The 17,886-nt window shown below is 32.2% G+C and carries 16 protein-coding genes; 8 read left to right on the top strand and 8 right to left on the bottom strand.

The window, feature by feature from the left end:
- Positions 1–7 precede the first annotated feature (7 nt).
- The 3 genes from ACFSSE_RS13095 to ACFSSE_RS13085 are packed head-to-tail and all read right to left on the bottom strand — an operon-like array spanning position 8 to position 3,084.
- The gene (locus ACFSSE_RS13095; RefSeq protein ID WP_379040431.1) at positions 8–1,093 is read right to left on the bottom strand and encodes an efflux RND transporter periplasmic adaptor subunit; all 1,086 of its coding nucleotides are present in this window, start codon (positions 1,091–1,093) and stop codon (positions 8–10) included.
- A 27-nt stretch (positions 1,094–1,120) separates the two neighbouring features.
- Positions 1,121–2,464, bottom strand: a complete 1,344-nt coding sequence (locus ACFSSE_RS13090) for a TolC family protein (protein ID WP_379040432.1) — start codon at positions 2,462–2,464, stop codon at positions 1,121–1,123.
- The gene (locus tag ACFSSE_RS13085; protein WP_379040433.1) at positions 2,464–3,084 is read right to left on the bottom strand and encodes a TetR/AcrR family transcriptional regulator; all 621 of its coding nucleotides are present in this window, start codon (positions 3,082–3,084) and stop codon (positions 2,464–2,466) included. Before ACFSSE_RS13085 ends, ACFSSE_RS13090 begins: the two co-directional genes overlap by 1 nt.
- Before the next feature lie 165 nt (positions 3,085–3,249).
- Here ACFSSE_RS13085 and purB point away from each other — a divergent pair, with 165 nt between their 5' ends.
- The 3 genes from purB (at position 3,250) to ACFSSE_RS13070 (ending at position 5,585) form a co-directional block, all read left to right on the top strand.
- Entirely contained in the window at positions 3,250–4,596 is a 1,347-nt protein-coding gene (gene purB / locus ACFSSE_RS13080; protein ID WP_379040434.1) for an adenylosuccinate lyase, read from the top strand.
- A gap of 80 nt (positions 4,597–4,676) precedes the next feature.
- Positions 4,677–5,228: a NifU family protein gene (locus ACFSSE_RS13075; RefSeq protein WP_379040435.1), complete on the top strand. Its 552-nt coding sequence runs from the start codon at positions 4,677–4,679 to the stop codon at positions 5,226–5,228.
- A 96-nt stretch (positions 5,229–5,324) separates the two neighbouring features.
- A complete protein-coding gene (locus ACFSSE_RS13070) occupies positions 5,325–5,585 on the top strand; it encodes a (2Fe-2S) ferredoxin domain-containing protein (protein WP_379040436.1) in 261 nt (86 codons plus the stop codon).
- 8 nt (positions 5,586–5,593) lie between these two features.
- Here the strand turns inward: ACFSSE_RS13070 and ACFSSE_RS13065 are convergent, their stop codons facing one another.
- The 5 genes from ACFSSE_RS13065 to ACFSSE_RS13045 form a co-directional block, all read right to left on the bottom strand.
- Entirely contained in the window at positions 5,594–6,127 is a 534-nt protein-coding gene (locus ACFSSE_RS13065; RefSeq protein ID WP_379040437.1) for a ferritin, read from the bottom strand.
- 74 nt (positions 6,128–6,201) lie between these two features.
- Positions 6,202–6,555: a hypothetical protein gene (locus tag ACFSSE_RS13060; protein ID WP_379040438.1), complete on the bottom strand. Its 354-nt coding sequence runs from the start codon at positions 6,553–6,555 to the stop codon at positions 6,202–6,204.
- A 206-nt stretch (positions 6,556–6,761) separates the two neighbouring features.
- On the bottom strand, positions 6,762–7,769 hold the full coding sequence (locus ACFSSE_RS13055) for an NAD(P)H-dependent glycerol-3-phosphate dehydrogenase (protein WP_379040439.1): 1,008 nt from the start codon (positions 7,767–7,769) through the stop codon (positions 6,762–6,764).
- Positions 7,770–7,882: 113 nt separating this feature from the next.
- Entirely contained in the window at positions 7,883–9,235 is a 1,353-nt protein-coding gene (locus tag ACFSSE_RS13050; RefSeq protein ID WP_379040440.1) for an efflux RND transporter periplasmic adaptor subunit, read from the bottom strand.
- A gap of 24 nt (positions 9,236–9,259) precedes the next feature.
- A complete protein-coding gene (locus tag ACFSSE_RS13045; RefSeq protein ID WP_379040441.1) occupies positions 9,260–10,627 on the bottom strand; it encodes a TolC family protein in 1,368 nt (455 codons plus the stop codon).
- A 51-nt stretch (positions 10,628–10,678) separates the two neighbouring features.
- Between ACFSSE_RS13045 and ACFSSE_RS13040 the strand changes: the two genes are divergently transcribed.
- The 5 genes from ACFSSE_RS13040 to ACFSSE_RS13020 all read left to right on the top strand — a co-directional run bounded on the left by ACFSSE_RS13040 (position 10,679) and on the right by ACFSSE_RS13020 (position 17,204).
- Positions 10,679–11,359: a polysaccharide deacetylase family protein gene (locus ACFSSE_RS13040; protein WP_379040442.1), complete on the top strand. Its 681-nt coding sequence runs from the start codon at positions 10,679–10,681 to the stop codon at positions 11,357–11,359.
- 238 nt (positions 11,360–11,597) lie between these two features.
- A complete protein-coding gene (locus tag ACFSSE_RS13035) occupies positions 11,598–12,368 on the top strand; it encodes a bacteriorhodopsin (protein WP_379040443.1) in 771 nt (256 codons plus the stop codon).
- A gap of 115 nt (positions 12,369–12,483) precedes the next feature.
- Positions 12,484–13,671 (top strand): lycopene cyclase family protein, encoded by a 1,188-nt coding sequence (locus tag ACFSSE_RS13030; protein ID WP_379040444.1) that lies wholly within the window; start codon positions 12,484–12,486, stop codon positions 13,669–13,671.
- The gene (locus ACFSSE_RS13025) at positions 13,672–14,550 is read left to right on the top strand and encodes a Brp/Blh family beta-carotene 15,15'-dioxygenase (protein ID WP_379040445.1); all 879 of its coding nucleotides are present in this window, start codon (positions 13,672–13,674) and stop codon (positions 14,548–14,550) included.
- A 386-nt stretch (positions 14,551–14,936) separates the two neighbouring features.
- On the top strand, positions 14,937–17,204 hold the full coding sequence (locus ACFSSE_RS13020; protein WP_379040446.1) for an aconitate hydratase: 2,268 nt from the start codon (positions 14,937–14,939) through the stop codon (positions 17,202–17,204).
- The last annotated feature ends 682 nt before the right edge of the window (positions 17,205–17,886 follow it).

Raw genomic sequence — 17,886 nt, 5'->3', positions numbered from 1 at the left:
TAGCTAATTAAAGTTTAACGGTATCGCCTTCGTTTAACCCGTTTAAACCAACTACAATTACCTTGTCTCCAGCTTTAATTCCGTTTAAAATCTCGGCCTCGCCATTGTAAACATTACCCACTTTTACAGCTACTTTTTTAGCTTTACCACCTTCTACCAACATTAAAAAATCTCCTGATTCTGATTTCTGCAAAGCCTTAATAGGAACAACTGTAGCATCATTACGGCTATAATCAACAATTTTTAAAACCGAAATCATATTTGGGCGGAAAAATTTTTTACTTGGTAGCTTTACTTCCACATTAAAGCTTCTGCTCATAGGGTCAATAGTTTTTGATGCAAAAGATATTTTAGTTTTTACAGAATCATTTGCATCTGGTAAAATCACAAGCACTTCATCACCTTGGTTAATTTTGCCTGCATAACTTTCAGAAACTAATGCTTTAGCTTTTAAATCGTTAGCGTTTACAATTCTAATACCTGGCGCACCTGGTTGTACAGCTTGCCCAACTTTATAATCCATTTGATCTACCGTACCAGAAATTGGTGCTTTTACTTTATACATGGCAGCTTGTTGTTTTAAAACTCCCATTTGTCTTTCTAAACCATCTCTTTGAGATTTCGCATTTAAAAACTGAACTTCTGTCCCAATTTTTTGATCCCAAAGATTTTTTTGACGGTTGTATAAATTATTTGCTAAATCTAAAGAGGTTTGTAGTTGAGCAATGTTTTGACGTAAAACTGCATCGTCAATTTGTGCTAAAACCTGTCCTTTACTTACATTTTGGCCAATACTAGCATAAACATTTGTTATCACACCTTGTGCTTGTGGGTTAACCTGAACGTTTTGTTCTGCATCAACCTTGCCTTGTATTTGAATGTAATTTTTAAAACTTGCAGACTTTACTTCATAAGCTTCTACATCTTTAACAACTTCTTCTTTTTTACTTCCTATTTCCGCTTCTAACTCGGCAACTTTCTCGTTAATAGCTGTTTGCTCTTTTTTTAGTTTTTCTAATTGAGCTTTTTTATCGTCTTTATTGCCACAAGCTGCTAGAAACAAAACAACTGATGCGATTAATATTTTTTTCATGATTTTATATGAGATTAAGGTTTGATTCTATTTAATAAGTCCGGTTGCTTTTTCTGTATCTACTTTAGAAATTAAAGCATCGTACAAAGCATTGATATAATTATTTTCTGCTTCTTTAAGCGATGTTTGAGCTTGTGTAACTTCAATAGAAGAACCAACACCTTGCTCATACTTTATTTTTGTTACTCTTAATACTTCGCTAGCTAAATCCAAGTTTTTTTGCTGACTTTCTAAGGAAGTAACACTGTTTTTATAAGTTGTAATACTGTTTTTAATATCTAAATTGATTGCATTTTTAGCGTTATACAAATCGTTATTAGATTTTAAAACTGTGAATTGTGCTTGTTTGACTTTTTGCAAACGCTGCCCTCCACTAAAAATGGGTACATTTAACTGTAAACCAATTACTGTAGTTGGGAAACTTCTATCATATAAATCTGCAAAAGAATTGTTTTGATATTGCAGAGAACTGTTCCCAAATGCAGCTAATGAGGGTAAATATTCAGATTTATATCTTTTTAAATCTAATTGGTTAAGTTTTAACTGAGTTTCTGCCAAATTATACTCTATTCTATTTTTATAAGTGCTGCTATCTGCCATCAAATCAACCTCATCAAGTTTAATAGCTTCAATAGAACCATTTAAAGTAAGTTCATTCTCAACAGGCATGCCCATCTGAAACTTTAGCATTGCTTTACCTAATTCCAAAGACCTTAAAACATTTGTTTTTTCTGTTGTTAGGTTATTAAACAGTACTTTCAACCTATCAGCATCAATTTTTTCTGCAAAACCATTATCAAATAAAGCTTGCGTTTGGTCTAACTGAGCTTTTAACTGGCTTATGTTAGCATCTAATAATTCTACTCTTTTGTTATTTACTAAAACCATGTAAAAAGCCTTTTTTACAGCAACATTAGTTTCAATTTTAGATCTGTTATACGCTCTTTGAGAAAGTTCTTTAAAGGTTTTTGATGCTTGTAAACCCACAATATAACTTCCGCTAAAAAGTAATTGATTTACAGATACACCTACACTTGAGTTGTACTTTACGCCAAATTGAACTGGCTGGAAAGTTCCTGCAGTGCCACCAAAAATCTCAGCTGGAACTAGAGATACAGGTATTTTTAAAAAGTCTCTTAAATCAGCCGTTCCGTTAATTTGTGGTAAACCAATACCTATTGTTTCTTTTACTTTAGCATCTGCAATTTTTTGATCAATGCCTGCATTTAATAAAGCTGTTTGATGCTCGTAAGCATAATTGATGCACTGTTCTAAATTAAAATTATAAGCTTTTGGGGTTTCGGTTTGTGCCCATAAACTTGCAAAACTTAACATTAAAACGGCTGTTAATAGCACTCTTATTGTTTTCATTATATGGTTTGTTTATTCTTATTTGTATAGTTATTAATTAGTATATGTCCGCTAAGGGTACAAATTCCGTATAAAAAATGTGTAGTTAATTCTTGTATCACTTCATACAAACTGTACTTTCCACTTCTTATTAACTCTGCTTCAAAAGTCCAGTTAATTTGCTTTACCCTTGCTTGTGCTAAAATTTCTGTATTGATATCTTTTCTAAAAATATTTTCACTAATTCCTCTTTCTAAATTTGCTTTTACGCAGTTGTAAATATGTGTTTCATGAAAACTCATCATCAACTTATAAGCTTCATTATGGTATTTTTCTAAATCATAAAAAACAATAGGATTAATACCTGCAAGCATTTGCTTTAAAAAATCCATCATTAAAAAAATTTCATCAATAGCATCTTTTGCATTGCATTGGCACTCCACCATATTACACTCATCTTTATGTAGCATGTTGGTAATCATGTGCATTACCATTTCATTCTTATCCTTAAAGTTTACGTAAATAGTTTTTTTACTTATGCCCAAATGTTTTGCAATGTCATCCATGGTTACACTGCGCATCCCAAACTTCATAAAAAGTTTTTCTGCTTCATTTAAAATATGTTCTTCCACCTTATCCATCTAATTAATTCCGCGGCAAAACTAAGGAAACTTTATTCATTTCCAAAGTTTCCGTTAAGAAATTTTCTTACATCAATATTTTGATAAATGTTTGACAAACAGATATGTATTTAAAGAGTTTCACAAAGCCACTCATTTTTGTATTTTTGCAACAAATTATAAAAAATGAATATTTCTACATTAAATGCGATATCCCCAATAGATGGGCGTTACCATAACCAAACTGCTGATTTAGGAGCTTATTTTTCTGAGGCTGCATTGATAAAATACCGAGTTTTTGTTGAAGTAGAATATTTTATTGCCCTTTGCGAATTACCATTACCAGCACTAAAAACTGTAGCAGCAGAATATAATTTAGATGCAATTAGGTTAGAAATTAATAATTTATCTGAAGAAGATATTTTAGAAATTAAAGAGATAGAAAAAATCACTAACCACGATGTTAAAGCAGTTGAATACTTTATTAAAAGAAAGTTTGATGCTTTAGGTTTATCAGAATTTAAAGAATACATTCATTTTGGTTTAACATCTCAAGACATTAATAACACCGCCATTCCATACTCATTTAAAGCAGGCATGGCTGTTGTTTATTACCCACAATTGCAAGAGCTTTTAAATACCTTAAATGCATTAGCAAAAGAGTGGAAACATGTTTCAATGTTGGCACATACACATGGCCAACCAGCTTCCCCAACTCGTTTAGGTAAAGAAATTATGGTTTTTATAGAACGTTTAGAAAACCAAATAGAATTACTAAAAGCTATTCCTTACGGAGCTAAATTTGGTGGGGCAACAGGAAACTTTAATGCGCACCATGTTGCTTTTCCTTTAACCAACTGGAAAACTTTTGGAAACAACTTTGTAGAGAAAAACTTAAAGCTAAAACGTTTACAAAACACCACTCAAATTGAGCACTACGATTATTTAGCAGCTCAGTTTGATGGTTTAAAAAGAATTAATAATATTATTTTAGATTTAAACCGTGATTTTTGGACGTATATATCCATGAATTACTTTAAACAAAAAATAAAAGAAGGGGAAGTTGGTTCATCAGCAATGCCGCATAAAGTTAACCCCATAGATTTTGAAAACTCTGAAGGTAATATTGGGATTGCAAATGCTTTGTTTGAGCATTTAGCAGCAAAACTACCGGTAAGTAGGTTACAAAGAGATTTAACAGATTCTACAGTTTTAAGAAACATTGGAGTACCAATAGCGCATACAATTATCTCTTTAAAATCTACTTTAAAAGGATTAAACAAGCTTTTATTAAACCAAAAAGTGATACAGCAAGATTTAGAAGACAATTGGGCTGTAGTTGCAGAAGCTATACAAACGGTATTGAGAAGAGAAAATTACCCTAACCCTTATGAAGCTTTAAAAGATTTGACCCGAACAAACACACAAATAAATGCAGAGGTTATGGCCAATTTTATTGCCACACTTCATGTTAGTGATAGTGTTAAAACCGAGTTAAGAGCAATTAGTCCATCAAGCTACACAGGTATTTAAAAAGTCATTAAGAGGTAAAAACAAAATTGCTATGCCTTTGTTAGCTTAATGATAATTACTTTTACCAAAAAAAGAAGAAAATGAATATCACAGTATATACAGAATCTACTCCCAACCCAGCAACAATGAAGTTTATTGTAAATAAGCTTTTAATTAATGGTAGTGTAGATTTCCCAACAAAAGAAAGTGCAGAAACTTCAAAATTTGCTACAGAACTTTATAAATTCAACTTTGTAAATGGTGTGTTTTTTGCAAGCAACTTTGTAACTGTTACCAAAACAGAAGACGCAGATTGGAATGACATTGAGCCTCTTTTAAAAGAATTTGTTAAAGGTGCAATTGAATCTGAATATGCTGTACAAGAGAATGCTACAGAAGAAGATTTGAACTTTACTGGTACTGAAACTGAAATAAAAATTCAGCAAATTTTAAATGATTATGTACGCCCAGCTGTTGAGCAAGATGGTGGTGCAATTAGTTATAAATCTTTTGAAGAAGGCGTTGTTACTGTTGAGCTAAGAGGTTCTTGCAGTGGTTGCCCATCTTCAACTATTACGCTTAAGTCTGGTATTCAAAGCCTATTACAAAGAATGGTGCCAGAGGTTAAAGAAGTAGTTTCTGAAGCTTTGTAGTTTAAAAAATCATGATGAAAAAGGGTTTCGAAATATTTGAAACCCTTTTTTTATTTTAAAAATTAAAGTTTGATTTTTGTTATTTCTGCTGAAATTATGAAAAATAAAAAAAGTGAACACATTATATACATCTGTACGGGCAGCAAATGCGACAAAAAAGGTGCTAAAGAATGCTATAAAAAAGTTAAAAAGGAAATTAAAAAATTAGGGAATTCTGAAATTGAGGTAATTAAAACAGAATGTACAGATAGGTGTAGTTGTGCCCCAGTTTTATGTTTACAACCTGTTAATAAATGGTTGCTAAATTATGACCAAGATGAAGTAACTAAAATTGTACTTCAACTTGGCCGTAAGTAATTTAAACTTTATACTTGTTCATTGTTATAACTAATGGTTGGTATTACTTTATCAATTTCCCATAAACCAGTTGCTTCTTCGCCAATAATGGTAAATAATTCTAAAGCTCTTCTTGCTTTATATTCTTCTTCACGTTGCTCTTTTAAAAACCAGTTTAAAAATTCTACTGTAACAAAATCTTGTTCTTTGTAGCAGGCCGCAAATATTTTTTTAAACGATTGGGTGATGGCAATTTCCATCTCTAAAGCTTGTTCAAATATTTCTTTAAAGCTATTAAACTCATGCTTAATGTTTTCTATATCAGGAGACATTGCTTGCCCACCCATATCTAAAACATACTTAAACAACTTTAATTGGTGTGTTCTTTCTTCGTTAGATTGTGTAAAGAAATAATCAGCACTGTTATCAAACCCATTTTGATCACACCAAGAAGCCATTGCCAAATATTGAGAACAAGAATGAGCTTCTTTTTTAATTTGATTATTTAGTAAAGCTTCAATTTCTGTAGAAATTAAGCTTTTAACGCGTAGGAGGTCTTTCATTTATTTAAATTTTATACAAAATACACAAAACGAAATTTGAAAAGGAATTTTAATTTAATACAGAATTAATCTTATTAAACCATTACAGCATAATGCAACCTATCTTTAAGAGTTTGGTTAAGGTGTAAAATAAAGAAAGTTTCATCAAGTAGTTCTCTGAAACGTATAATTTGAAGAGGATTTAGAATGTAGCAATAATCTGTAGTAGAAATGGTGATAATTTCTGTACCCGATGGATTTAGAGAATCAACAGAAAAAATTTCTTCAATTTTAAAATTAGAAAGTTTTTGCTTTAACTGATATAAATTTTTTACTGAATATTTTGCTGTTTTACCTTCAAATTCTACATAAAAACAGTAATCTCTATCGCACTGATATATTGTACCAGATGCGTTTTTAAAAATTACTTCTAATGCTTCAGAAATCATGTCACAAAAATAAACCAATTTAGATTAAATCCAAATAAATTAATGGTTTCCCTTTAAATCGAGTGATAAAGAAGTATGTCATTTGAACATTTAATTGGCAAACGCTTATTTATTTTAAACAAAAAACCATAGATTTTGCCGATAACGGCAAGAACTAGGGTTTGGATGTAACAGTTAAACACTGTTAAAAGCTGAAAATTTATCAACTAAGAAATCTGTTCTGCCAATAGCTTCATTTCTGTATGTGGCGAATGTCTTTCATATAAAATTGCATAAACTGCTCTGGCAATAGGCATATTTACTTTAAACTGCTTGTTAATTTGATGGATACTGTTAACTGCATAATAACCTTCTGCAACCATGTTCATTTCTAATTGAGCAGATTTTACGGTATAGCCCTTCCCTATCATATTACCAAAAGTACGGTTACGGCTAAATTGCGAATAAGCAGTTACCAATAAATCTCCCAAATAAGCAGATTCTTTAATATCTCTATTTATAGGGTGTATAGCATCAACAAAGCGACTCATTTCTCTAATTGCATTCGAAATTAAAACCGCTTGAAAGTTATCACCAAAACCTACACCATGGCAAATACCACTGGCTACTGCATAAATATTTTTTAACACAGCACCATACTCGGTTCCGTAAATATCATCAGAAATGTTAGTTTTTATATAACGGGTATTTATAAGTTTAGAGAACCTACAAGCCAATTCCAAATCCTGGCAAGCAATGGTTAAATAGCTCAATTTCTCTAAAGCAACTTCTTCTGCGTGGCATGGGCCACTAATTACAATAATATCTTCTAAAGGAACTTCATATTTATCATGTATAAACTCACCAATAATTTGATTTTCATCTGGTACTATGCCTTTAATTGCCGATATAATTTTCTTTCCTTTAAAATCTTCTGTAGTTAAACCCTCAAAAGCTTGTTTTAAAAATGCAGCTGGTACGTTTAACAAAACCATGTCGGCAGCTTTTATAGTTGATGTAATATCTGTAGAAACCTTATTTGCATCTATTTTTAGTTCAACAGAAGAAAGGTATTTAGGATTGTGCTTATACTTAGCGATATGTTCTACAGCACTTTCGTCCCTCATCCACCAAAAAATCTCTTTCTCTTCAATATTGTCGGCTAACATTTTAACTATGGCTGTTGCCCAACTTCCTCCACCTATAATAGCTATCTTGTTTAAATTACTATACATACAAAAATTAATGAACCTTAAAAGTATGGTCTTTAATTCAATTTAGTAAAATTAAATCAAAAAAAAACCCGATTTGATTTCTCAAACCGGGTTAGTATCACATTTATACGTACTTAATCTTTTTTATCGGTACTAAATAACTTGCTTTTTTCAACCACTTCAACTTCCATTTTATCTTTTAAAGTTTTAGATATAGCAGAATAAGGTGCGCTAACAACTTGTTGCCCAGCTTTTAATCCAGAAACAATTAAAATATTTTGATCATCTTGAATACCAGTTTTAACCTCTACTTGTTTTACCTTACCGTTTTCAACAACAAAAACATATTCTTTTGCTTTCACTTTGTTTTTTTCTTTTTTATCGTCCTTATCGTCAGCTTTTGGCTTATCTACTTTGCTATCCGTTTCTTCTTTCTTATCTTCCTCACGTACTGTAACAGATTGAATTGGAATGGTTAAACCTAAAGTTTTTTCTGTTTGGATATCAACCGTGGCAGACAAACCTGGTCTGAAGGGCGAATTTGTTAAACCTTTATTTTTTAAAGTTTCGTAAGATTCTGGCAAAATTCTAATTTTTACAGCAAAATTAGTCACTTGGTCTGCACTAGCACCTACCACATTTGCAGAACTTGCTATCTCTGTAACTATACCTTTAAATTTCTTATCTAAAAAGGCATCCACTTCAATAATTGCAGTGTCTCCCAAACTTAAACGGTTAATATCATTCTCGTTAACATCTACATTTACCTCCATGCTGTTTAGGTTTGCAATGGTCATAATTTCTGTACCACTCATTTGTGCTGTACCTACAACACGTTCTCCTTTTTCTATAGAAAGTTTCGAAACCACACCATCAACTGGGGCATATATACTGGTACGAGCCAAATTATCACTTGCTTCTTTTACTACTGCGCCAGATTGTTGTAAACCAAATTTGGCTCCAACAACAGCTTGTTTAGCAGCTTCTAAACTTGCCCTTGCAGAAGTGTATTCAGCTTTTGCAGCGTCATACTCAGCGGCAGAAATCACTTTATCTCTAAATAACTTTTCGTTTCTACGAAACCTAGCTTCAATGTTTTTGAAATTAGCTTCTGATTGTAACAATTGCTGTTGACTACTAGCTACGGAAGATTTTTGGGCATTATAAGAAGCAACTGTACGCTCATAACCTGATGCTAAAATATCTGGTTTAATACGGCATAGCAACTGACCTTTCTTTACAACATCTCCTTCTTTTACGGTAAGTTCTACTATCTCACCAGATACTTCTGGACTTAATTTCACCTCTACTTCTGGTTGTATTTTACCACTAGCAGAAACTGTTTCTACAATATTTGCTTGTGATACTTTGGTTACTGCAACTTGAGTAGTTTTGCCTTTACCTACCCAGCCCATTTTATTGGCTACAACTGCTAGTATCACTAAAACACCAACTATAATGAGTACATTTCTAAGCGTCTTATTCATATTTATATGTATTATTAATTTTAATTATAAGGTTAATGGGTTGCCTAAGTAAAAGTCGATAACTTTTTGTCTGAAAATAACGTTGTATTTAGCTTGTATAAAATCAAATTCTGCTTTGTTGTAATTAGTTTGTGAGGTATTTAATTCAATTACATTTACCAAACCTACATCGTAGCGTTGTTTAATAACATTAAAAGCTTCTTTTGATGAGTCAAACGCACTTTTAGTAGCGCTATAACTTTTTATCGCCGATTTTAAATCTTGAGCTGCCTGATTTATAATTTTATTCAAATTATTTTTTGCCAATTGCTCAGAAATTATGGTGTTCTCATATCTTATTTTAGAGATGTTATAATTTGACCTGTTACGGTAATTATTAAAAATTGGAATAGACAAGTTAAACCCTAAAAACTGACCAAAGTTATTGTCAGTTATTTGTGTAGAAAAAGGAAGTGCATTAGCGCTTGAATAACCTGTACTTAAACCGCCACCAAAACTTAATGTAGGATATAAATTTGCTTTGGCAATGTTAATTGCAAACTTTGAAGCTTGCGTATTTGCTTCTGCTAACTTGATATCAGGATTAATTTGCAATGCTTTGGTATAAACTTCATAAGCAACGTAATTATAATCTATTGAAGAAGGATCGGCAATTGCAGGAATAGCAACTTCAATATTACGTTCTGGTGCCATTTCCATTAATTGTTTTAAATCTAATATCCCCAATTCATAAGCATTTTCTGCATTGGTTAAATTTAATTCGTTTGTAGCAACTTGCGCTTTAGATTGTGCCAGATCTGCCAATGTATTATTTCCTACATCAAACTGTTTTTGTGCAAAGTCTAATTGTTGCTTTGATAATTTTAACTGGTCTTTACTAGCTTTAATCAAATCCTGATTATTTAAAACTCTTAAATAAGTGCTTACGACTAAAAGACTTAAATCATTTTTAGTTTTAGCAATATTGCTAGAATCTGAAGCTAAAAAGGCTTTATTTTGTTTAATCTGATTCATTAAAGAACCTCCACCAAACAACACTATAGATGAATTTAAACGACCGTTTACTTGATCTACACTAGAGTTTATTAACCTACCAGTTTGCTGATCAAAAAACAAACCATATTGTCTGTTTGCTGATGCGCTGGAAGTTACGCTTGGATATAAAGCAAATTTAGACTGTGTTAAGTTTTGTTCAGAAATAGTTAATTGGTTTTGAGCTTGCTTAATTTGTAAATTGTTTTGTAAAGTTAAATTTACAGCTTGCTCTAAAGTTATTTTTTCTACTTCTTGAGCGTTTGTTACATTATAAGTTAATGCTAAAAAACACAAGCTAAAAAAGCTTAGCTTTAATTTATTTGCAATATACTTAGCAGTCATTTTATAATTTGTCATCTTTAATTTTGTTGTGCTATCAAATTTATCTTTACTTTAGTTCTTATTGCTATGTATTTAATAAAAACTCCGTTACTTTTAAAAAAACTTTATCCTAATTCTTTAATTTGGAACAAGCCAAGAGCAGATAAATCCATTTTTCTCACTTTTGACGACGGACCTACACCTATTGTTACACCATGGGTATTAAAAACTTTGAAAAAATTTAATGCCAAAGCTACATTTTTTTGCATTGGAGATAATATAAATAAAAATTATAAGATTTTTGAGCAGCTTAAAGCAAATGGACATGCCATTGGCAACCATACTTACAACCATTTAAAAGGGTGGAGAACAGATGATGAAACTTACTTAGCCAATATTAAAAAATGCCAAGAACTAACCCAAACTCATTTATTTAGACCACCTTACGGAAGAATAAAAAAATCTCAGATAAAAATGATTTTATCAGAGAAGCAAGAACAAAGAGCCAAGAGTAAAGACAGCTTGCAAAATCCATGTACCTTTAACCCTAAGCCTCCAACCTCAATAATTATGTGGGATGTGTTGAGTGGCGACTTTGATACTTCCCTTTCGCCAGAAAAATGTTTAAAGAATGTTTTAAAGCATACAGAAAACGGTTCTATAGTAGTTTTTCATGATAGTTTAAAAGCTTGGGACAGGTTAGAATATGTTTTGCCGAAAGCATTAGAAGTTTGGCAAAATGAAGAATATGAATTTAAAACTCTGTGAATTCCAAAATTATCTAATAAAAAATACTATTTGCTAAATCTTATTGCCTAGTAATCAATCAATTTATTAATAAAATTTCAAAATATTCACTTTAATTTTTAATTAATAAATAATATATATCCTATATTATTGAAATTTTATTAAAAGTAAATTTTTCTCCTACCAACGCAAACTATGTTTACTTTTATTTTGTTTAACTTTTATATTAAAATAATTAAACAAAATAAATTCAAACGTCATGAGCTTAACAACATTAAACTTTCTGTCAATCCCAGCAGGGGATTCAGCAGCATTAGACAGAATCATCAATGGTGATCCTATTGCTATAACCTTTTTTATAGGGTACATGGCTATGCTTGCATCTTCAGTATTTTTCTTCTTTGAAAGAAGTTCTGTAGATCCTAAGTGGAAAATTTCTCTTTTAGTTTCGGCATTAATTACCGGAATTGCAGCGGTACATTATTACTACATGAGAGATTTTTACCTTGCAACAGGCGATAGCCCAACAGCTTTCCGTTACGTAGATTGGACCTTAACAGTTCCGTTGATGTGCGTTGAGTTTTATTTATTAACTAAGCCATTTGGAGCAAAAGCTGCTACCTTAGTTAAATTAATTATTGGTTCTGCAGCCATGTTAATTTTTGGTTTCATTGGAGAAACTTCAGGTATTGAAAATAACGTAATGTGGGGAATACTTTCTACTTTAGGTTATTTATACATTGTATATGAAGTTTTTGCAGGTGATGTAGCTAAATTGACAAAACAATCTAACAGCCCTGCTTTAGCAAAAGCAATGTTCTTATTAAAGATTTTCATCACTTTAGGATGGTCTATTTACCCAATTGGTTACATGGTATTACCAGGAAACTTATTAGCTGGAGCGTTTGAAGTAAGTTCAATCGACTTATTTTACAACTTAGCTGATGCTATTAACAAAATTGGTTTTGGATTAGTCATCTATTCAGTAGCTATTTCAGAAACAGCTAAAGCAAAAGGTGTAACTGCATAACTAAATGCAAACCTGCCTAATAAGTATTATTAAGTATTTAAGTTTAAAGTCAAAGTATAGTTTTACAATCATACTTTGACTTTATTGTTTTTAGTCCATTAAATTCAAATTGTCAATGCAAAACAAACCCGTAAAGTTTTACAATTTCACCATTGTTGGCGCTGGTGCATCTGGATTATGGATGGCTTATTCCCTTTTAAAACAAGGATTGTTAGAAAATAAAACCTTAATTATTATTGAAAATGATAAGAAAAAAGCAAACGATAGAACCTGGTGCTATTGGGCAAAAGAAAAGTTAACTCACCATCCTTTAGAAAGTAAAATTTGGTCTTACTCTCAAAATGCCTCAAAACACAATAAAAACGGAAACTTATACCCTTATAATTATTATCACATTGCAAGCAACGATTTTTATACTCAAATAAAAGCCGAGTTAAATCAATCTAAAAATATATACTGGCTCTATTCTACCTACCAATCTAATTTTAACGGCGAGGTAAAAACTGCTGATGGCTTGTGGAAAACCGATAAACTTTTTCTCTCTAGCGTTTCTAAAAGTCAAAACATTTTTAATGATAATGACTTAAAAAGTTATTTAAATAACCACAGCGATAAACATATTTTACTTTGGCAATCTTTTATAGGGTGGAGAATTAAAACAAAAAAACCTGTTTTTGATGAATCCAAAATGACCATGATGAATTTTGATATTCCTCAAAATGGGCACACTCAGTTTGTTTACGAATTGCCATTTACACCACAAGAATCTTTAATAGAATTAACAAGATTTTCTAAAGAAAAGTTGACTATACCAGAGGCTCAAACTATTTTAAAAGATTATCTAACAAAATTCAACTGCGAATACAACATACAAAATATAGAAATTGGTGCAATCCCGATGACTACACATTTTGACAATAAAAGAAAGTTTATCAGTAAAGATGAAACCGTAATTTATTTAGGCACAATAGCTGGGGCATTAAAACCAACAACCGGTTATGGTTTTAAAAATATGGCCAATTATGCTCAACAATTAGCATTTGCCATATCTAAAAATGCTAATTTACCAACACATCATCGTAAATGGCGTTTTAAGGTTTATGATATTTTATTACTACAGATTCTTGATCAAAATCCTGATAGAGGTAAAGAAATATTTCAAACACTTTTTAAAACACAAACTACACCTAAAATACTGCGGTTCTTAGACGAAAAAACCACTATCTGGGAAGAAATCTCTATTTTTTCTAAATTACCGATATTATTATTTTTAAACTCTCTATTAAAATATATTTTCAGATAAATGTCGTACACCAATTCCATTTTATTTAAAGTTCAAATAATTGCGCAAGTAGCAATTATTTTAATTTTTTTTTCTTTTAATTTTGGGGCTAATTTACAAGCAGTTGTTTGTGGTATTTTATTATGCCTAATTGGTATTCCTCATGGCGCTAATGATCACCTTTATCGTAAAGATAAAACTGTAATAGGTATGCTAAAATTTCTTAGTGTTTATTTGGGAACTATGTCTCTTTATATAATATTATGGTACTTGATACCCATTTTGGCTTTAATTCTATTCTTTTTAGTTTCATTCCATCATTTTGGACAGTCAAATTTTGAAAACGATAAAGTTTGGTACTCCCCTTCTATTTTGTGGGGAATTATATTGATTGTATTTCCTGTTATTATTCATTTTGAAGAGGCCATCTTAATCTTCAAATCTATGGTTGGCTTAGGAGATTTTAATCAATTAATTTTCGATTCTAATTTTACTTGGCCTAACATTTGGCAATCTATAAGTTTGATTCTAATTAGCGTAATTTATTTATTCGCTTTATTAAAATATCAAAAACAGCACTTTATTTCATACTTTTTACAATTTCTACTGGTAAGTATTTGGTATTTTATTACTCCATTATTATTTGGTTTTATTGTGGTTTTTTGTCTTTGGCACTCTATGCAATCTATTAACCATCAATTAACTTTTTTCACAAGTAATTTTAAAAAGAAGAAAGAAAATTTCTTTATTGCTTGTTTACCCTTCAGTCTAACTTCTTTGTTAGGATTTGCTGCTTATTTATACTTTTTTAGTTTTAATATAGGAACTTCCTTTATATTACTATCACTAATCACACTTCCTCATGTGCTGGTTATGCACAAGCTTTACGAGAGCAAATAGCAATAAACAAAAAATCAAATCCTTTTAGTGTGCTACTCAAGCATCAATTAAATTTTAGCATATCACAATTTCACTATTACAGAAACCTTAAATTTTTAAACTGTAATTGCGTTAACGACAGAAACGGCAGCTTTTTTTGCTCTTACCAGTTAGCAAATAGCAAAAAAACTACAGTGTATGGCGTGTTAAAACGCCCAAAAAACTAAAAATCTAAATAGACTTGCAATTTGAATTTATTTCCATAAAACTATTTTTAAGTCCCCAATCTCCCCTTTATAAACAAATTTGAAATACTTTACACTAATATAGAACATGGCAACACATTTTTTTATAAATTAGCCGTTAAATTAATATTCGTACATAAAACCAAAAAAACCCATAAAATAATGGCTTTTGATTTCGACATGATTGAAAAGGTTTACGCAAACTTTGGTAGCAGAATAGAAGCTGCCCGTAAAGTTGTAGGTAAACCATTAACCCTTACAGAAAAAATATTATACGCCCACCTTTGGGATGGCGCCGCACAAGAAACCTACGAAAGAGGTGTTTCTTATGTAGATTTTGCACCAGACCGTGTGGCTATGCAAGATGCAACTGCACAAATGGCTTTGTTACAATTTATGCAGGCTGGCAGAAGTAAAGTTGCTGTGCCTTCAACCGCACATTGTGACCACTTAATACAAGCTAAAGTTGGTGCAGAAACTGATTTAAATAAAGCAAACACAGAAAGTAAAGAAGTTTTTGATTTCTTAGGTTCTGTATCTAACAAATATGGTATTGGTTTTTGGAAACCAGGTGCTGGTATTATTCACCAAGTAGTTTTAGAAAATTATGCTTTCCCTGGCGGCATGATGATTGGTACCGATTCTCATACAGTTAACGCTGGTGGTTTAGGAATGCTAGCTATAGGTGTTGGTGGTGCTGATGCTTGCGATGTAATGGCTGGTTTACCATGGGAGCTTAAATTCCCTAAATTAATAGGTATTAAATTAACCGGAAAATTAAGCGGTTGGACAGCTCCTAAAGATGTTATTTTAAAAGTTGCTGGTATTTTAACTGTAAAAGGTGGTACTGGTGCAATTGTAGAATATTTTGGCGAAGGTGCTATTGCGATGTCTTGTACTGGTAAAGGTACAATTTGTAATATGGGTGCCGAGATTGGTGCTACAACATCAACTTTTGGTTACGATGAATCTATGGAGCGTTACCTACGTTCTACCAACCGTAATGATGTTGCTGATGCTGCAAACGCGGTTAAAGAACATTTAACTGGAGATGATGAAGTTTACGCAAACCCAGAATTATATTTTGACCAAGTAATTGAGATTGATTTATCAACACTTGAACCACATTTAAACGGTCCGTTTACACCAGATTTGGCTACGCCAGTTTCAGAAATGAAAGCTGCTGCTGCTGCACACGATTGGCCTTTGACAGTAGAATGGGGTTTAATTGGTTCTTGTACAAACTCTTCTTACGAAGATTTATCAAGAGCAGCTTCTATTGCAAAACAGGCAATTGATAAAGGTTTAGGTACAAAATCATCTTTCGGTATTAATCCAGGGTCTGAGCAAGTACGTTACACTGCGGATAGAGACGGTTTATTAAAAACTTTCACAGATTTAGACGCTACCATTTTCACCAACGCTTGTGGCCCATGTATTGGTATGTGGGACAGAGTAGGTGCCGAAAAACAAGAAAGAAACACCATTGTACATTCTTTTAACAGAAACTTTGCTAAAAGAGCAGATGGTAACCCAAATACATGTGCATTTGTAGCATCGCCAGAAATGGTTGCAGCTATTGCTATATCTGGAAGGTTAGATTTTAACCCATTAACAGATACTTTAACCAACGATAAAGGCGAACAAGTAAAATTAGACGCACCAGTTGGAGATGAATTACCATTAAAAGGTTTTGATGTTGAAGACGCTGGCTACCAAGCTCCTGCCGAAGATGGTTCTGGCGTTGAAGTAATTGTTTCTCCAACATCGCACCGTTTACAATTGTTAGAGCCATTTACAGAATGGGAAGGAACAGACCTTAAAGGCTTAAAATTATTAATTAAAGCTAAAGGAAAGTGTACTACAGATCATATTTCTATGGCTGGCCCATGGTTAAAATTCCGTGGTCACTTAGATAACATTTCTAACAACATGTTAATTGGTGCCGTTAATTATTTTAACGAAAAAACCGACAATGTTAAAAACCAATTAACTGGCGAATACGGACCTGTACCTGCAACACAAAGAGAATACAAAGCAGCAGGGATTGGCAGTATTGTAGTGGGTGACGAAAACTATGGCGAGGGTTCTTCTAGAGAGCATGCAGCTATGGAGCCTCGTTTCTTAGGTGTTAGGGCGGTATTGGTAAAATCTTTTGCCCGTATTCACGAAACAAACCTGAAGAAACAAGGAATGTTGGGTTTAACATTTGTTGACACTGCAGATTACGATAAAATACAAGAAGATGATACCATTGAAATTAACGGTTTAACAACTTTTACTCCAGGTAAACCTTTAGAAATTGTTTTAAACCATGCCGATGGTAGCGTTGAGAAATTTAACGTAAACCATACCTATAACGCTCAACAAATTGAGTGGTTTAAAGCAGGTGCGGCACTTAATATTATCCGTAAAAACATAGTAGCTTAATAGCTTTAAAACTAATGATAAAACCTCGTTGATATTTTCGGCGAGGTTTTTTTATGTGCTTGTTTTTGATTGGGAAGAACAATGACTTGTGCTTTCTATAGAAGCCTGTCCCGGCTATTCACTGCAAATCCTCGCTGCGTTACACTCGCTGTGGGTTTTCCGTTGCTATCCGGCTTAGGTAGGTATGCTTATGCATGTAAGGATTATATAAATGGATAGCTAGTTTGCACTTTTATTTGTTCAATTATAATATATTAGATGAAAATAGAGATAAGTTATAAAACACCTTTATGGTTAGTTGTTTAGCTTGTTTGCAACATGGGCTTATTGCAGATATATTTAGGTTAGCAACGAATATAATAGAAAGACACGCAGGCAATACTAAATTTAAAAAATGAAACACAAGAGATTGACACTTTTAATATTTGGAATTTTACTTTTAGGCTGTAGTCAACCCGACAAAAAAACGAATTCCTGTACAAAAGAAATATCTTCCACTTCTATAGGCAATAAAGAGGGAATTCAGAATCTTATTCGCGAAACACTTAATTGGGCGAAATCCCAAAATTCCATCGACTTACTACCGACAATCACTGACCCTAAAGACAGCATTTATATCATATCTGTCCGAACAATTTCCGATTTCGTAAAACGGAATTATTAACTAATTGATTTACAGTTA

Origin of the sequence: Pedobacter alpinus, assembly GCF_042684645.1 — a bacterium.
Lineage (GTDB): Bacteria > Bacteroidota > Bacteroidia > Sphingobacteriales > Sphingobacteriaceae > Pseudopedobacter > Pseudopedobacter alpinus.
Note: the sequence above shows the minus strand (reverse complement) of the source record. Positions and strands in the feature narration are given on the sequence as shown.